General features: G+C 68.8%; 17 protein-coding genes and 1 tRNA gene. 8 read left to right on the top strand and 10 right to left on the bottom strand.

Annotated elements, in window-relative coordinates:
• Positions 1-3 precede the first annotated feature (3 nt).
• The gene (locus EER30_RS35480) at positions 4-891 is read left to right on the top strand and encodes a LamG-like jellyroll fold domain-containing protein (RefSeq protein WP_240670499.1); all 888 of its coding nucleotides are present in this window, start codon (positions 4-6) and stop codon (positions 889-891) included.
• Here EER30_RS35480 and EER30_RS35485 read toward each other — a convergent pair.
• The gene (locus tag EER30_RS35485; protein WP_127505255.1) at positions 888-2,093 is read right to left on the bottom strand and encodes a helix-turn-helix domain-containing protein; all 1,206 of its coding nucleotides are present in this window, start codon (positions 2,091-2,093) and stop codon (positions 888-890) included. The two genes, EER30_RS35480 and EER30_RS35485, sit on opposite strands and share 4 nt — an antisense overlap.
• 56 nt (positions 2,094-2,149) lie before the next feature.
• On the opposite strand from EER30_RS35485, the gene EER30_RS35490 reads away from it, so the two are divergent.
• On the top strand, positions 2,150-2,686 hold the full coding sequence (locus EER30_RS35490; RefSeq protein WP_127505257.1) for a hypothetical protein: 537 nt from the start codon (positions 2,150-2,152) through the stop codon (positions 2,684-2,686).
• Positions 2,687-2,693: 7 nt separating this feature from the next.
• On the opposite strand, the gene EER30_RS35495 is transcribed toward EER30_RS35490, so the two are convergent.
• A complete protein-coding gene (locus EER30_RS35495; protein ID WP_127505259.1) occupies positions 2,694-3,197 on the bottom strand; it encodes a YcxB family protein in 504 nt (167 codons plus the stop codon).
• A gap of 580 nt (positions 3,198-3,777) precedes the next feature.
• On the opposite strand from EER30_RS35495, the gene EER30_RS35500 reads away from it, so the two are divergent.
• Complete coding sequence (locus EER30_RS35500; RefSeq protein WP_127505261.1) at positions 3,778-4,017, top strand: hypothetical protein; 240 nt, start codon at positions 3,778-3,780, stop codon at positions 4,015-4,017.
• 103 nt (positions 4,018-4,120) lie between these two features.
• Here the strand turns inward: EER30_RS35500 and EER30_RS35505 are convergent.
• Positions 4,121-4,191, bottom strand: a tRNA-Gly gene (locus tag EER30_RS35505).
• A 234-nt stretch (positions 4,192-4,425) separates the two neighbouring features.
• Positions 4,426-4,926, bottom strand: coding sequence for a pyridoxamine 5'-phosphate oxidase family protein (locus EER30_RS35510; protein WP_127505263.1), 501 nt, complete (start codon positions 4,924-4,926; stop codon positions 4,426-4,428).
• 75 nt (positions 4,927-5,001) lie between these two features.
• Between EER30_RS35510 and dcd the strand changes: the two genes are divergently transcribed.
• Positions 5,002-5,580, top strand: a complete 579-nt coding sequence (gene dcd / locus EER30_RS35515) for a dCTP deaminase (protein WP_127505265.1) — start codon at positions 5,002-5,004, stop codon at positions 5,578-5,580.
• Between the two features lie 78 nt (positions 5,581-5,658).
• Here the strand turns inward: dcd and EER30_RS35520 are convergent, their stop codons facing one another.
• The 3 genes from EER30_RS35520 to EER30_RS35530 all read right to left on the bottom strand — a co-directional run bounded on the left by EER30_RS35520 (position 5,659) and on the right by EER30_RS35530 (position 8,131).
• Entirely contained in the window at positions 5,659-6,414 is a 756-nt protein-coding gene (locus tag EER30_RS35520; RefSeq protein WP_127505267.1) for a hypothetical protein, read from the bottom strand.
• A 142-nt stretch (positions 6,415-6,556) separates the two neighbouring features.
• Positions 6,557-7,030 carry a YcxB family protein gene (locus tag EER30_RS35525; protein ID WP_127505269.1) on the bottom strand — a complete coding sequence of 158 codons (474 nt, stop codon included), beginning with the start codon at positions 7,028-7,030 and terminating at the stop codon, positions 6,557-6,559.
• A 237-nt stretch (positions 7,031-7,267) separates the two neighbouring features.
• Positions 7,268-8,131: a TIGR03620 family F420-dependent LLM class oxidoreductase gene (locus EER30_RS35530; RefSeq protein ID WP_127505271.1), complete on the bottom strand. Its 864-nt coding sequence runs from the start codon at positions 8,129-8,131 to the stop codon at positions 7,268-7,270.
• A gap of 60 nt (positions 8,132-8,191) precedes the next feature.
• Here EER30_RS35530 and EER30_RS35535 point away from each other — a divergent pair, with 60 nt between their 5' ends.
• The gene (locus EER30_RS35535; protein ID WP_127505402.1) at positions 8,192-8,467 is read left to right on the top strand and encodes a YciI family protein; all 276 of its coding nucleotides are present in this window, start codon (positions 8,192-8,194) and stop codon (positions 8,465-8,467) included.
• Here EER30_RS35535 and EER30_RS35540 read toward each other — a convergent pair whose 3' ends face one another.
• The gene (locus tag EER30_RS35540) at positions 8,468-9,010 is read right to left on the bottom strand and encodes a phosphoribosyltransferase (RefSeq protein ID WP_127505273.1); all 543 of its coding nucleotides are present in this window, start codon (positions 9,008-9,010) and stop codon (positions 8,468-8,470) included.
• A 100-nt stretch (positions 9,011-9,110) separates the two neighbouring features.
• Here EER30_RS35540 and EER30_RS35545 point away from each other — a divergent pair, with 100 nt between their 5' ends.
• Complete coding sequence (locus EER30_RS35545; RefSeq protein ID WP_127505275.1) at positions 9,111-10,232, top strand: PP2C family protein-serine/threonine phosphatase; 1,122 nt, start codon at positions 9,111-9,113, stop codon at positions 10,230-10,232.
• Positions 10,233-10,244: 12 nt separating this feature from the next.
• Here EER30_RS35545 and EER30_RS35550 read toward each other — a convergent pair whose 3' ends face one another.
• Positions 10,245-10,427 carry a hypothetical protein gene (locus EER30_RS35550; RefSeq protein WP_127505277.1) on the bottom strand — a complete coding sequence of 61 codons (183 nt, stop codon included), beginning with the start codon at positions 10,425-10,427 and terminating at the stop codon, positions 10,245-10,247.
• Between the two features lie 296 nt (positions 10,428-10,723).
• Between EER30_RS35550 and EER30_RS35555 the strand changes: the two genes are divergently transcribed.
• Entirely contained in the window at positions 10,724-12,580 is a 1,857-nt protein-coding gene (locus EER30_RS35555; RefSeq protein WP_127505279.1) for an acyl-CoA dehydrogenase, read from the top strand.
• Positions 12,581-12,598: 18 nt separating this feature from the next.
• Here EER30_RS35555 and EER30_RS35560 read toward each other — a convergent pair whose 3' ends face one another.
• A complete protein-coding gene (locus EER30_RS35560) occupies positions 12,599-13,117 on the bottom strand; it encodes a SixA phosphatase family protein (protein WP_127505281.1) in 519 nt (172 codons plus the stop codon).
• Between the two features lie 89 nt (positions 13,118-13,206).
• Here EER30_RS35560 and EER30_RS35565 point away from each other — a divergent pair, with 89 nt between their 5' ends.
• Positions 13,207-13,479: a DUF6458 family protein gene (locus tag EER30_RS35565; RefSeq protein ID WP_127505283.1), complete on the top strand. Its 273-nt coding sequence runs from the start codon at positions 13,207-13,209 to the stop codon at positions 13,477-13,479.
• The last annotated feature ends 169 nt before the right edge of the window (positions 13,480-13,648 follow it).

The following is a 13,648-nucleotide window of genomic DNA, read 5'->3' on the forward strand; positions in this document are numbered from 1 at the left end:
CCTATGGTTCGCAAACGGTGGTGGATTGCGCTGGCGGGGACGCTGGTCGTTCTTGTCGGCACTCTCACTTACTCGCACCGGATGTCGTCGTTGCCGGCCTTCGCCGTGGGATTACGACCCACGCCCACGGCGGACGCGCCCGCGGCAGTCTCAGGCGCCCGTTCCGTCGCACTCGGCGGTCTGCTGCCGATCGAGGAGCCGGTCCCGTCGGCCAAGTCGGCGCCGCCGGGCCGCATCCGGGTCGCCGCCGGCTCAGTGGAGGTGCGATACACCTTCGACGGGGGTGTCGGCCGGCCCATCACCGATCACCTCGGACGCCACCAACTGCGGCCGCTCGGACAGAACGGTGGTGCGCTTCGACTCGTACGCCAAGGGTCTGGCCTGGCCCTTTCCTATCCTGACCGGTGCCGGCTGGCCCGCGAGAAGGACTGCCCGCGGGCGATTCTCGAGGGTGAACGCGACGACAGCCTCAACCCCGGCACAAGGCGTTTGCGGTACGGGGCCTCGGTGCGGATGACGCACGCCGACCTCGCCGATGGGGCGAATGTGGTGCAGAAGGGCTATTCCGTCGGGCGCGTCAGCCAGTACAAACTGCAGGTCGACCATCGGCTCGGGCATCCGAGCTGCGTGCTGGCCGGCAAGGGCGCCATCTATCGCGCCGAACCGATCATCGACGTGGCCGACGGGCGCTGGCACGACCTGGCCTGCACCCGCACCCGCGACGAGCTGACCATGCTGGTGGACGGCGTTCCCGCAGCCTCGGTCGCCGTTCCGGCAGCGCTGTCGATCGCGAACGCCGAACCCCTGCGCGTCGGCGGCAAGGGCACCAGCAAGTCGAACGACCAGTTCGCGGGCGAGATCGACAACGTCTTCGTCGCGATCGGTTCCTAGCGGCTCTGCAGGCGTTCGCACAGAGCCCGCAGCTCGGTGCCGCCGGCCTGACGACGGGAACGGTTGAGCAGCGTGCGGACGGTTTCGGCGAGCTCGGCCGAGGTGCGTACGTGCTGGGGCGCGATGCGTTCCGCGATGAGCAGGAAACGGATCGCCCCACGATCATGCCCGCCGAGACGCGTGAGGGCGCGGGCCGTGTCGGCGTAGTAGAAGACCTGGCGGATGCCGGCCGGGATCGCCGCCGGATCGGTGCGGTGGGCGATCTCCACCACCCGCGCCGGGTCGCCGTCGTCGACCTCGATGCTCATACGCCAGATGTCGACATTCGTGGGGCCGAAGAACATGCCCATCGCGTTGGTCTCACCGGTGCGGTGGGCCAGTTCGGCGGCCTCGTCGAGCCAGTCGCGGCTGTCCTCGAGCCGCTGGCGGCACCGGCTGGCCAGGGCAGCGACGAGATGCAGTGAGCCGAGCACCTCGGCCGCTCCGGGGCGACTCAGGTGGTGGCCGAGGTCGTCGACGGCCCGCTCGGCCAGCGTCTGTCCGCGCTGGTACGAACCGCAGGCGGTCGCGGACCGGGCCAGCGCGAAGGCGGCCTGACCCCGCAGCACCGGGTCGCCGACGGCGTCGGCCGCGTCGCGGCACCGTTCGGCGCCCAGCCAGGCGTCGGCAGGATGACCGAGGCAGCGCAAAACCGACGAGGCGACCGACGTGGCGTCGCAGAGCAGCCGCAACGCTTCGAGATGATCGGGACCGGCCGTCTCGGTGTGCAGGTCGCGCAACAGATCGGGCAGCAGCCGCGCGGCCCCGGCGTAGTCACACGCCTCGAACAGGGCATTGACCAGGACGACGCCGCGGCTCAGCTCGGCGACGGGCGGCGCGGCTCCGGACGGCGGCTCGCTCAGATCGATGTCGATCAGCGCCCGGCGCAATCCGACCACGCCGGCCAGGGCCGCGGCGGTCGCCCGATCGGGGGCCGGAACGCCGGTGCCGGCCAGGTCGGCGGGCGCACACTCCAGCGCGCCGGCGATGTCGGCCAGCGTGAACCGGTTGTCGGCCGCCTGCAGGCCCCGCTCGATCCGGCTCCAGGTGGCATGCGAGACACCGGCGCGGCTAGCCGCGAAGCGCACACTCCAGCCGCGCAGCAGCCGGCGGGCCCGAATCCGCTCACCCACCGCCGGGTCAGCCCTCACTCGTGGCGTCATACGCCGACCGTAGCCGCGCCGCTCCGTGGGGTGGTGCATGCCTGTACCGCCTCGCGGTGACTTTGCGGTGGTCGGTCGTGCCGTTGGAGAGTGTCGGCCCTTTGCGGTTCGGCATGACGATGGCCGAAGTTGTTGCGGCGGTGCCTTCCGCGGTCGAGCTCCGCCGGTTCGTGGCTGATCCCTTTGCCGACGTCGTGGGCATCCAATTCGGATTCCCGGCGCTCTACGCATACTTCGACAGGTCCGGGCAACTGTTCTGCGTCGCGGCCGACGCGGTGAGTGGCCCCCAGCTAGTCCTCGACGGCATGGCGCTGACCGGTGGCAACCCTTCCGAGCTGGAGCAATGGCTCTTCGACCGCGGCGGCCTTCGCTACGGCCCACGCGCCAACCCCGGGATCGACTCGCTGGGCTTGGTGATGCGAGTGCAGCTGACCGCCGGAGGTCTCCAGACGCGCCCCGTACTGGTAGGTCGCAACTGGGCCGACCGCTGCACGGACGATTGGGAGGGCGCGATCCCCGAATGCGAGTGGGTGGGGCACCTCTGGCCCGACCTGCGTTATCCCGAGCGCGCGAAGACGTGGCCGCCGACGTAGGCCTGTTCTACTTCAGGGGATTGTCGACGTGCGCCTGGTACCGCTCGATGAACGCCTCGATGGCCGCCGAATCGGACGTGGTCAGCGTCCGGCGGTGAAGGATGATCCCCGCGGGCTCTCTCGACCCGAAGAAGTAGGCGTCGGGCGTGGTGATCACCTGCGTCATGCCCTCCCAGCGAACCAGACGCTGGTAGAACGCGGTCTCGATCTCGACCCCCTGCTCGGAGATCCGAAAGGTGACCGGATCGTCGACCCAGCCGGGTTGGCCCCAGATGACGAGCCAGACGTACCACCACTGGAAGGTCAAGGCGATCACGCCAACCAGCAGGCAGACCGCCGAAACGATCAGTTGCTCGGCGCAGAGGGCGACACCGCCGACCGCGATGGCGGTCAGCCCGCCCAGACCCACGCGACGGGTCAGCTGCGCATAGGCAGTGCGCGCCGTCCGGCGCAGATCTCGCCGGCTCCTGACAATCCTTACCTCGACACCACTGTGGATCGGCGGCTGCACCGCGGCAGCATCCCCTGCCCCCAGCCACCCGTCAAGATCGAGCCGGACGGGCCACAGCCGCGATGTGTTCCCCAACAGCCTGAACCGTTGTGATTGCTGCGTTCGTTGCGACTAATTCGCTTACGGTTCGGACGCGGAGATGTCGGTGAAGCACTAGGCCGAGACGATCGCGGTCGTGGCGGAGGCGTTGCCCCGAGTTCAGAACTACCTGCGTACGCACCCACAAGGGCCTGCGATCGCAAGGTTCGTCGATGAGCGCGATGAGTTCGTCCTCCACGTGGGGCTGTTGAGCCTCTGCCCCGCATCCTCGCGCACATGACAAACGGCCATAGCGTCTCGATTGTCTTGGAGCATGCGGAACGACCACCAGCAGGCAGCTGACCTACTGAACGTGTCGAGGCCCACCTGATCAGGTCAGGCGAGATCGAGTTCCGCAGAGTGCGCACGCACCGCCGTGTGCTGGCCAGCTCGCTGCGGAGTAAAGCATCAGAACGACCCAAGGCGTCACAAAGCAACTGACGAGCCAGCGCAGCCGGAGCAAACAAAGATCCGACCTGACGGCCGACCCTCCGTCGTCACCGTGCCTGAGCGCAGCACACTACGCGCGTGTCCGAGCCCCGAGCAGCGGGCCTGGTCGAGCCCCGAGCAGCGGGCCTGGTCGAGCCCCGAGCAGCGGGCCTGGTCGAGCCCCGAGCAGCGGGCCTGGTCGAGCCCCGAGCAGCGGGCCTGGTCGAGCCCCGAGCAGCGAGCCGGGTCGAGCTCCGAGCAGTGCTCTCCCAGGCCGGGGCCCCGGGCAGCTCTCCGGGCCGAGCCCCGGTGACCGTGACCATCAGACACCGTGGGGGTCTGGGGGGTCGCCCCCCAGGTGAATATGCGAGGAGCCCCGGTCCGCGCAGTATGCGGACAGGGGCTCCTCAGCGACGAGCGGGTGACGGGAATCGAACCCGCACTGTCAGCTTGGGAAGCTGATGTTCTGCCATTGAACTACACCCGCGGCGGCACCACTGTACCTGATCTGGGCGGCTGGCGGCGCTACCGGGCCGGGGCTGAACTGGCGCCTGTCGGAAGGGCTGGGTTGGCCGACAGTGGCTGCGGTAGGCGGCTGGTGGCGGCTAGGGCAGGTCACCGATCCGAACGACGGCGGGCAGTGACGTGGGCGATGGCGGGCGGCGATGGCGGTGTCGACCTCGGCGTCGGGCGGGGTGCGATTGCGGAGGCTCGGCGAGGGCTAGCTGACTGCGGCCAGGGGGCGGGGTAACTCTGCCCGCCACGTGCGGGTCAAGGGGGTCACGGTGGGGCGGGCGGCCAGGGGTAGGGCGCCGGCGGGGCCGTGGGTGCGGAGTGTGGCGGTGTCGATGGAGAGCTCGAAGACATGCCAGTCGACGTCGGGGGAGGCGTGGAGGGTCAGGGCCAGGCGGGTGATGACTCGGGGGGCGAGGACGCGGGTGGCTCGGCCGGACAGGAAGGCCTCGTCGTCGTTCTCTTCCGGGGGAAATGAGTGCAGCGCGTAACGGCCGTCGCGTTCGAGGTCGCGGCGTTTGGGGGACGGGATCAGGAAGCAGAAGAGGGCCTCGTCGGTGAACACGGGGGACACCGGATGGACCCGGGGGCCGCCGTCGGGGCGGACGGTGGCCAGGTAGGCCAGGCCGGGACCGTATTGCTGCAGGAGCGCGCGGATGCAGGCCGCGAGGGTGGGTTCTGCGGCGGCGAAATCGGACCAGGAAGCCATGAGGGGATTCTATCGAACAAGTGTTCGACGCGCCCACCAAAACACGCCGAAAGGGCAGGTGGGTATGGTGTTGCGATGCTGCTCTCCGACCGCGACCTGGTCTCCGAGATCAAGTCGGGCGATCTGGCCCTGGCGCCCTTCGAGCCGGCGTTGCTGCAACCGTCCAGCATCGACGTGCGGCTGGACAGGTTCTTCCGGGTGTTCAACAACCACCTGTATACGCACATCGATCCGGCCGAGCAACAGGACGATCTCACCGCCCTCGTCGAGGTGAGCGACGGGGAGCCGTTCGTTCTGCATCCGGGTGAGTTCGTGCTGGCCTCGACCCTCGAAGTGATCACGCTGGGCGACCAGCTCGCGGGCCGGCTCGAGGGCAAGAGCAGCCTCGGGCGCCTGGGCCTGCTGACCCACTCGACGGCGGGCTTCATCGACCCGGGCTTCTCGGGGCACGTGACGCTGGAGCTGTCCAACGTGGCCAATCTGCCGATCAAGCTCTGGCCGGGCATGAAGATCGGGCAACTCTGCATCTTCCGGCTGTCGAGCCCGGCCGAGCACCCATACGGTTCGGCCGTCTACGGCTCGCGCTACCAGGGACAACGCGGCCCCACCCCGAGTCGTTCGTCCCACAACTTCCGGCTCTGGCCGACAAGCTGACCGGCAAGACAGAAGAGCGGCCCCATCCCGTACGAGATGTGGCCGCTCTTCTCAGTTGGAAAGCTTGGAAAAGTCAGGTCAGCGGAGCCAGCCCGGCCACCAGACGTTGTTGCGGAACCCGGTCGACCACTGGTGTTCCGAGCAGGACGTCTTCGTGGCGAAGCGCTGCTCGTCGAGGACCGCGATGGTGCCCGCGTTGTAGGTGCCGAGCCCGAAGCCGTAGCCGGTGACGACCATCTTCGGGTTGGCCGCGACGATCTCGGCGAACGTCTTGGCCGGCGGGCCACCACCCATGGGCGGCAGGCCGGTGATCACGTTGGACGACGTCCACAGCTTGCCCTGCAACACGTTCCACTCGGTGCGGACCTGGCGCTGCGGCGTGCCGAGCCCGTTCTGGCTGAGGTACCAGTAGGGCTCGTACACCAGCGTGCCTTCGCCGGCCGGGGTCTTGACATAGATGTGGTACGACGGCAGGGCCGCGTCGTTGACGACGTTGTTGTCACCCGCGGTCTGGTCGAGCTTCACGGTCTCGTACGTGAGCTCGTTGAGCGTGTTCGCCGGGATCGGCCTGATCGTCTCGCGCCACGTCACCTTGTCGACGTTCGTGTTCTGCGCGGTGGTCAGCTTGATGCCGTCGGCGCCGACCGTGGCGGTGGCCGTGCCAAGCTTGGTGACACCGTTGGTGGTGCTGTGCTTGACGATCGTGCACGGCCGGTGCGTCGAGGCCTGTGCGGGCTGCGCGGTCACGGCCAGCGTCGTCGCCGCGGTCATCGCCACGGTCGCCGCGATCAGCGGCCGCCGGGCCATGCGAGAGATCTTGACGTTTTGGTCCATATGTCTATTCTAGGCCGTGTGGGACCTAGATCGCTTTAATGGCACTTCGTCAGTGGTACGCCGAATCGATCCAACTTTCCCCCGAACGGTGTCGGGCTGAGAGGTTTGGAGAGCAGCAATAGCAGGTGACTGTGGACAGAGGTCAGGAACGAACCGGGACGCCGTGAGCGGCCGCCGTGGTCAGCACGTCGTGAATCTGCTGGGCGCTCAGCCCGCGTGTCGGAACCTGCACGAAACGGCCGTGACCGAGGCCGAGCACGATCTGCCCGGCGAGGTGTTCGATGTGGGAAAAGGCGTTCCAGGCGTACGCGTGCCGGCTCTGCCCGGTCGAGCGGGCCACCCCGCCCTCGCTGATCTCGATGGTTGCCGGCTCGCCGTCACTCAATGCCCGCCGCACGCCGCCGTTGAGCAGCACCATCGGCACGATCACGGCCAGCGCCACGCCCGCGACCAGCAACGACACGTTGAGGCCCTCGCCGGTCATCTGCAGCAGCACGGCCAGGCCGAGCAGCGCCCACCCCGCCAGCCGCGAGAGCAGCACGGGCCGGCGCAGTCCGTGTCGCAGGGCGGCCGCGGTCAGGTGGGGGTCCGGTCGCGCGATAATCCGAAGGAACACTCCCGAAAGGTAACTTTGCGGGAGCAGGCGGAGCTATCGTCCGCAGGCCGACCCGGCATCGGCCGCGAGCGGCAACCTCAAGCCGATTTCCGCTCAAGTGGCGGACGCCGTCTAGCCTGTGGCGGCATGGGCGCTATCAAGCCGTGGCACCTCTTCATCCTGCTTTTCTGCTTCCTCGTCGTGGGGGCGATCCTCTCGATGATCGCCGTCGCGGTGATGAAGCGGCGTAAGTAGGCGTCAGCCGTTCAGCGCCTCGGCCAACACCCGCCACTCCTCTTTCGGCAGGTGCTGGCTCGTGTCGGCCGACAACACCTGCAGGGCCACCTGGTCGGCCCCTGCCGCGAGGTGGGCGTCGACCCGTTTGCGCACGGTAGCCACGTCTCCCCAGGCCACCGCCCAGTCGACCAGCTTGTCGCTGCCGCCGTCGGCGAGGTCTTCGTCGGTGATGCCGTAACGGCGCCACACGTTCGTGTAGTTCGGCAGCGTCAGGTAGGTCCGCAGCACCCGCCGGGCCACCGCGCGTGCCACCGCCGGGTCGGTCTCGACGAAGACCTTCTGTTCGGGGATCAGCAGGCGGTCGGGGCCGAGGATCTCGCGCGCCGCCGCCGTGTGCTCGGGCGGAGTGAGGTAGGGCAGCGCCCCCGCCGTCAGCTCCCGTGCCGCCTCGAGCGAGTTCGGCCCGAGCGCCGCGATCATGCGCTCCGGCGGCGGCACCCGGCGCAGCTTGTCGGTGAGGAAGCCACGCAGCCGGCTCAGCGGCTTCACGTAGCTCTGCCCGACGGCCGCCGCGGTCGGGGCGTGGCCGGAACCGACCCCCAGGTAGAAGCGGCCGGGGAAGCCGTGCCGAACCCGCGCATGGCTGGCCGCCAGCGTCTCGCCGTGGCTGTGCCAGATGTCGACCACGCTCGTGCCCGCGACCAGCGTCGACGTGGCTGACAGGATGGCTTCCGGCAGTTCCAGATCGTCGTGCGGGCTGGCGCCGATCCACACCGCGCCGTAGCCGAGGCTTTCGAGTTCCTGCGCGGCCGAGGCGATCAGGTTCGCTTCCGTCGGCCAGTGGTGACGCGAGACCCAGATTCCGTACCGACCAAGGTTGTCCACGATTTCGATCGTACGATTGCGAACCAGCGAAACGCCGGAGAGGAACCCCCCGTGTATCTGATGATCTCGAAATACTCGGTGCCGATCGAGCAGGTCGACCAGTACCGGGACGCGCACCTCGCCTTCCTGGACGGCCTCGAGTCGAAGGGCCTGGTCGTGACGGCCGGGCGGCAGACCCCGCCCAAGGGTGGCGTCGTGGTGCTCAACGTCGACGACGAGGCCACCGCCCTCGAGCTGATGAAGGACGACCCGTACGTGCTGGCGGGCGTCGGCGAATACGTCGCCACCGGCTTCATCCCGTCCCGCGGCGCGCTCAAGGACTACCCCAAGCCGTAATCAGAGATCGATGTCCTGGCCCGTGAGCAGCCCGCGCAGGGTGAGCTCGCGGGCCACGTCCGGCGGGCACTCGTTCACGATCACCGCTGTGCCGACATATCCGGCGCCGAAAAGTGTGCTCAGCGCCCTGGCCTGGGCACCGGTCGACGCCCAGTCGTCCACCACCAGCACGCGATCGTCCGGAGAGATCAACTGACGCCGTACGCCGAGGTGCTGGGTCTCGCCGCGGTGGTCGGCGGGCACCTCGGCCCAGATCATCGGCTCGGCGATGGGACGCCGCGCCCCGGCTCGGTAGGCCTCGACGAAGCCCACGCCGAGCGCCCGCGCCACCAGCGGCCCGACGAGGAAGCCGGTCACCTCGGGCGAGACCACCACGGTGGGCCGGTCGGCGCGGAAGAGGTCGGCCAGCGCGTCGCCGAGCCCCGCGAGGATCACCGGATCGCGCCACCAACCGGAGCGATCGCTCACGAGATAGTCGCTGCCGTCGCCGGGATCGGTCCAGCGGAACGCCGTCCTGAGCTGATCACGCAGATCGGTTGTCACGCCGACATCCTGTCATCGCCCGGCCGTCCGGTTCGGCCGCGCGGTCAGAACCCGCTCAGACTAGGGGTCAAGTTAGTGCCGTCGACGCTCCTGATCGGGCATGCTGTTCCGCGTAGCCATGCCTAACCTGCCGCCGGGCCGACGCCCGCTGAGCCCTGGATCCCGCGCCGGCCTCGGCGCGGCTGTTGTGCTGCTCGCCGTCGTGTCCGCCGTGGAGCTGGCCGACAACCGCAACGCCGACTTCGTGGGCCTGTTCGCGGCCGTCCCGTTCCTCGCCGCGGTCTTCGCCTTCTGGCAGACCGTGCTCGTCGTCGGCGTGCTGGCCACGATCGTCGGCATGGTCTTCATCGGCACGGCCGGCCCGCTCTCGGTCAACGGTGTCGTCAACATCCTCGGCATCCTGCTCGCGACCGGCATCGCCGCCGTGGTGGCCACGATCCGGCAGCGCCAGGCCGACAAGATCGTCGAGCTGCAGCGGCTCGCCGCGGTCGCCCAACAGGCGGTGCTGCGACCGGTCGGCCCCCAGGTGGGCGCGCTCGCGGTCGCGGGCCGTTACATCTCGGCGACCGCCGCGGCCGACATCGGGGGCGACCTCTACGAGGCGCTCGACACGCCGTACGGGGTGCGGATCATCATCGGTGACGTACGGGGCAAGGGGCTGGACGCGGTCCGCCTGGCGAGCATCGTGCTCGGCTCCTATCGTCACGTGGCCTATGAGCGGGCCGATCTCAAGACGATGGTCGCCGATCTCGACCGGGCCGTGGCCCGCAGCGTCGGCGACGAGGATTTCGTCACCGCCGCGCTGGTCGAGGAGCGAGGCGGAACCCTCACGATCGTCAATTGTGGACATCCGGCGCCGTTGCTGCTGCGCCGTGGTCAGGTGATTCCGCTGGAACCGCCCGCACCGGCGCCGCCGCTGGGTTTCATGCCCGAGGTCAAGGCGCGCGTCGAGCGGCTCGAGCCGGGCGACCGGCTGCTGCTCTTCACCGACGGTCTGGGCGAGGCGCGACGGGACGGCGAGTTCTTCCCGACCGCTGACCGGGCGTGGCGGCTGCTGGGTCACGGCACAGTCGGTGATGGGCTGGCCTCGCTCGAGACCGCGCTGGTCGACTGGGTGCACGGCCGCCTCGAAGACGACATCGCCCTGGTCCTGCTCGAATACGCCGGCCCGGGTGACGGTGTCACGGTGCCGATGCCGAGCTGGGAGGTGGGCGCTGCCTGACTGAGGCGGCGCTCAGGCGGCGGCGATCTCTTCGGTGCGGCCTTCGGTGGGGGGTGTGGACTCGACCGGCGGCCCGGCGGGAGCGGGCGAGACCGGCACCGGGACCGGCTCCGGCCGGCGGTGACGCCCGACGTAGTGGCGAGGCTGGTCCGCCTGGCGGGGCTCCGGAATCAGATTTTTGATACTGGCGAACATGGCGCGCCCCCTTGGCGGCTCGTCGAAGTCGAAAGCTTCGTGTCTATCCGGAGCAACGAGCCGCGTGGCGCGCCGATACGTGGGGGTCGCATGGGAGAGCGCAAATAGCCGAACGGCCATCCTGCTGGCCACCCGATCGGAGGCGTTTGATGTGCGAACCGTCGACAAGCCCCCGCAACCAGGTGGTTGGTTCCGGAAAAACTCGCAACTTGTCCCTCGCTACCGATCGGTAATACAGTGGGAGTTACTGACGGGTAACTCCAGACCGGCGGCGTTCGGAGAGCGGGGCCAGCAGCATGACTCACTACAAGAGCAACCTTCGGGACCTACAGTTCAACCTGTTCGAGGTCTTCGGGGCTGATCGTGCGTTCGGCCAGGCGCCGTACGAGGAGATCGACGCGGAGACCGCGCGCGACGTGTTGACCGAGGTCAACCGTCTCGCGACCGAGGACCTGGCCGCGAGCTACGTCGAGGCCGATCGCAACCCGCCGGTCTTCGACCCGGCCACCCACACGGCGCCGTTGCCGGAGTCGTTCAAGAAGTCGTTCGAGCAGTGGATGGCGTCCGAGTTCTGGCGCCTCGACCTGCCCGGCTCGCTCGGCGGCACGTTCGCGCCCCGCGCGCTCTGGTGGGCGCTGGCCGAGAACGTCCTCGGCGCCAACGCCCCCGTGTGGCTCTACTCCTCCGGCCCGTCCTTCGCGCACGTCGTGGAGACCGAGGGCACCGAGGAGCAGAAGAAGTGGGCCAAGCTCTTCGTCGAGAAGCAGTGGGGCTCCACGATGGTGCTGACCGAACCCGACGCGGGTTCCGACGTCGGCGCCGGTCGGTCGCGGGCGATCCCGCAGGCCGACGGCTCGTGGCACATCGAGGGCGTCAAGCGGTTCATCACCTCGGGCGAGCACGACCTGAGCGACAACATCATCCACTACGTGCTGGCCCGCCCGGTCGGCGTCGAGGGTGTCGGCGGCCCGGGCACCAAGGGCCTGTCGCTGTTCATCGTGCCGAAGTACCACTTCGACGCCGAGACCGGCGAACTGGGCGAGCGTAACGGCGTCTACGCCACCAACGTCGAGCACAAGATGGGCCTCAAGGTCTCCAACACGTGCGAGATGACCTTCGGCGAGCACGGCACGCCCGCGAAGGGCTGGCTGCTGGGCGAGGTGCACCAGGGCATCCGTCAGATGTTCATGATCATTGAGTACGCCCGGATGATGGTCGGCACGAAGGCCATCGCCACCCTGTCGACGGGTTACCTGAACGCGCTGGAGTATGCCAAGAACCGCGTGCAGGGCGCCGACCTGGTGCAGAACGACGACAAGGGCGCCCCGCGCGTCACGATCACCCACCACCCCGACGTGCGTCGTTCGCTGATGCTGCAGAAGTCCTACTCGGAGGCTCTGCGCGCGCTGGTCATCTACACCGCCACCTGGCAGGACCGGGTGGCCATCGCCGAGGCGGCCGGTGACACGGAGACCGCGAAGACCGCGAGCAAGGTCAACGACCTGCTGCTTCCGCTGGTCAAGGGCGTCGGCTCCGAGCGGGCGTACGAGCTGCTCAGTCACGAGTCGCTGCAGACCTACGGCGGCTCCGGCTTCCTGCAGGACTACCCGCTCGAGCAATACGTGCGAGACGCCAAGATCGACACCCTGTACGAGGGCACGACCGCGATCCAGAGCCTCGACCTGGTCTTCCGCAAGATCGTGAAGGACCAGGGGGTCGCGCTCGCCGTGGTGGCGGGCGAGATGCAGAGCTTCGTCGAGAGCGAGGCCGGCAACGGTCAGCTCAAGGTCGAGCGGCTCGCGCTGGGCAAAGCGCTCGGCGAGATGCAGCAGATCCTCGGCATCACGATGGGCTGGCTCGGCGCGGTGCAGGGCGGCGAGGCCCGCGAGCTCTACAAGGTGGGCCTCAGCTCACGACGCGTGCTGCTCGCCCTCGGCGACGTAGTGCTCGCCTGGTTGCTGCTCCGCCAGGCCGAGGTTGCTCTCAAGGCGCTGGGCGGCGACGTCTCGGCGGCCGACAAGAACTTCTACGAGGGCAAGATCGCGGCGGCCCGGTTCTTCGTACGCGAGGTGCTGCCGCGGGTCGGCTCCGACCGCCGCATCATCGAGAACACCACGCTGGACATCATGGACCTCTCCGAGGACGTCTTCTGATCTCCTGAGGACAATCCTTCAGCCGCGGGCGGTGTGCCGTTCCACCAGGGGCATTGCTCGCGGCTCGAAGGCCGTCCACGGGCTCTCGAAACGGTGCACGGCCAGGCCTGCCGTCTTGAGCTCGATCTCCTGACCGTCCCATTGGTCGTCCGGCATGAGCATGAGCGACACCTCGGAGACCGTCGGGTTGTGACCGACCACGAGCACCGTACGAATCGTCTCGGGGACCTTGCGCACCAGGTCGAACACCTCAGTGCGGCCGCCGTGGTAGAGCCCCTGCTCGTAGCGGACCTCGGGCGTCCCACCACCCGGCTGCGCCTGGGCCAGCGCGATCGACACGCCCTGCCAGGTCTGACGGGTGCGGGCCGCCGGCGAGCACAGTACGAGCCCCGGTTGCAGGCGCTCGTCGGCCAGCCAGGCGCCGGCCGCGTCGGCGTCGGTCTCGCCGCGCGTCGTCAGCCGTCGGTCGATATCGGAGAGTTCACCCGGCGTCTCGGCCTTGGCGTGACGGAGGAGTACGAGCGTCCTGATGGTCATGGGTCCAGCTTGCCTGATTGAGGAATCGGGCGGGTGGGTAACCCGATCCTTGAACGCATCGACCACGGTGAGGATCAAGGAGGCCCGTGATGGGCATCGGCGGAAGCATTTTCCTGCTGGCGTTGGGCGCGATCCTGGCGTTCGCCGTCAACGCGGACATCAGCGGGCTCGACATCAACATCATCGGCTGGATCCTGATGGCGGCCGGCCTGATCGGACTGATCGTCACGCTCTGGTTCTGGAACAGCCGTCGTCGCACGGTCGTGACGCGCCAGACGGCGGCACCGGTCGCGGCCCCGCAGCAGGTGCGCACCGAATACCGGGAGACCCGGCGCGACGACGTTCCCCCGCCCGGCTACTGATTGATCTCGCGACGCCGGCGACCGCCCACCCCCCTGGCGGCTGCCGGCGTCGCGCCCTGTCCGGCCTCCAACGGCCGTGGCCCGAGGCCGTGGCCCGAGGCCGTGGCATCAGGCTGTGACCGTCAGGCCGTGACCGTCAGGCCGTGACCGTCAGGCCGTGATCGTCAGG

Origin of the sequence: Actinoplanes solisilvae (genome assembly GCF_003999975.1) — a bacterium.
In the GTDB taxonomy this organism is placed as follows: Bacteria; Actinomycetota; Actinomycetes; order Mycobacteriales; family Micromonosporaceae; genus Actinoplanes; species Actinoplanes solisilvae.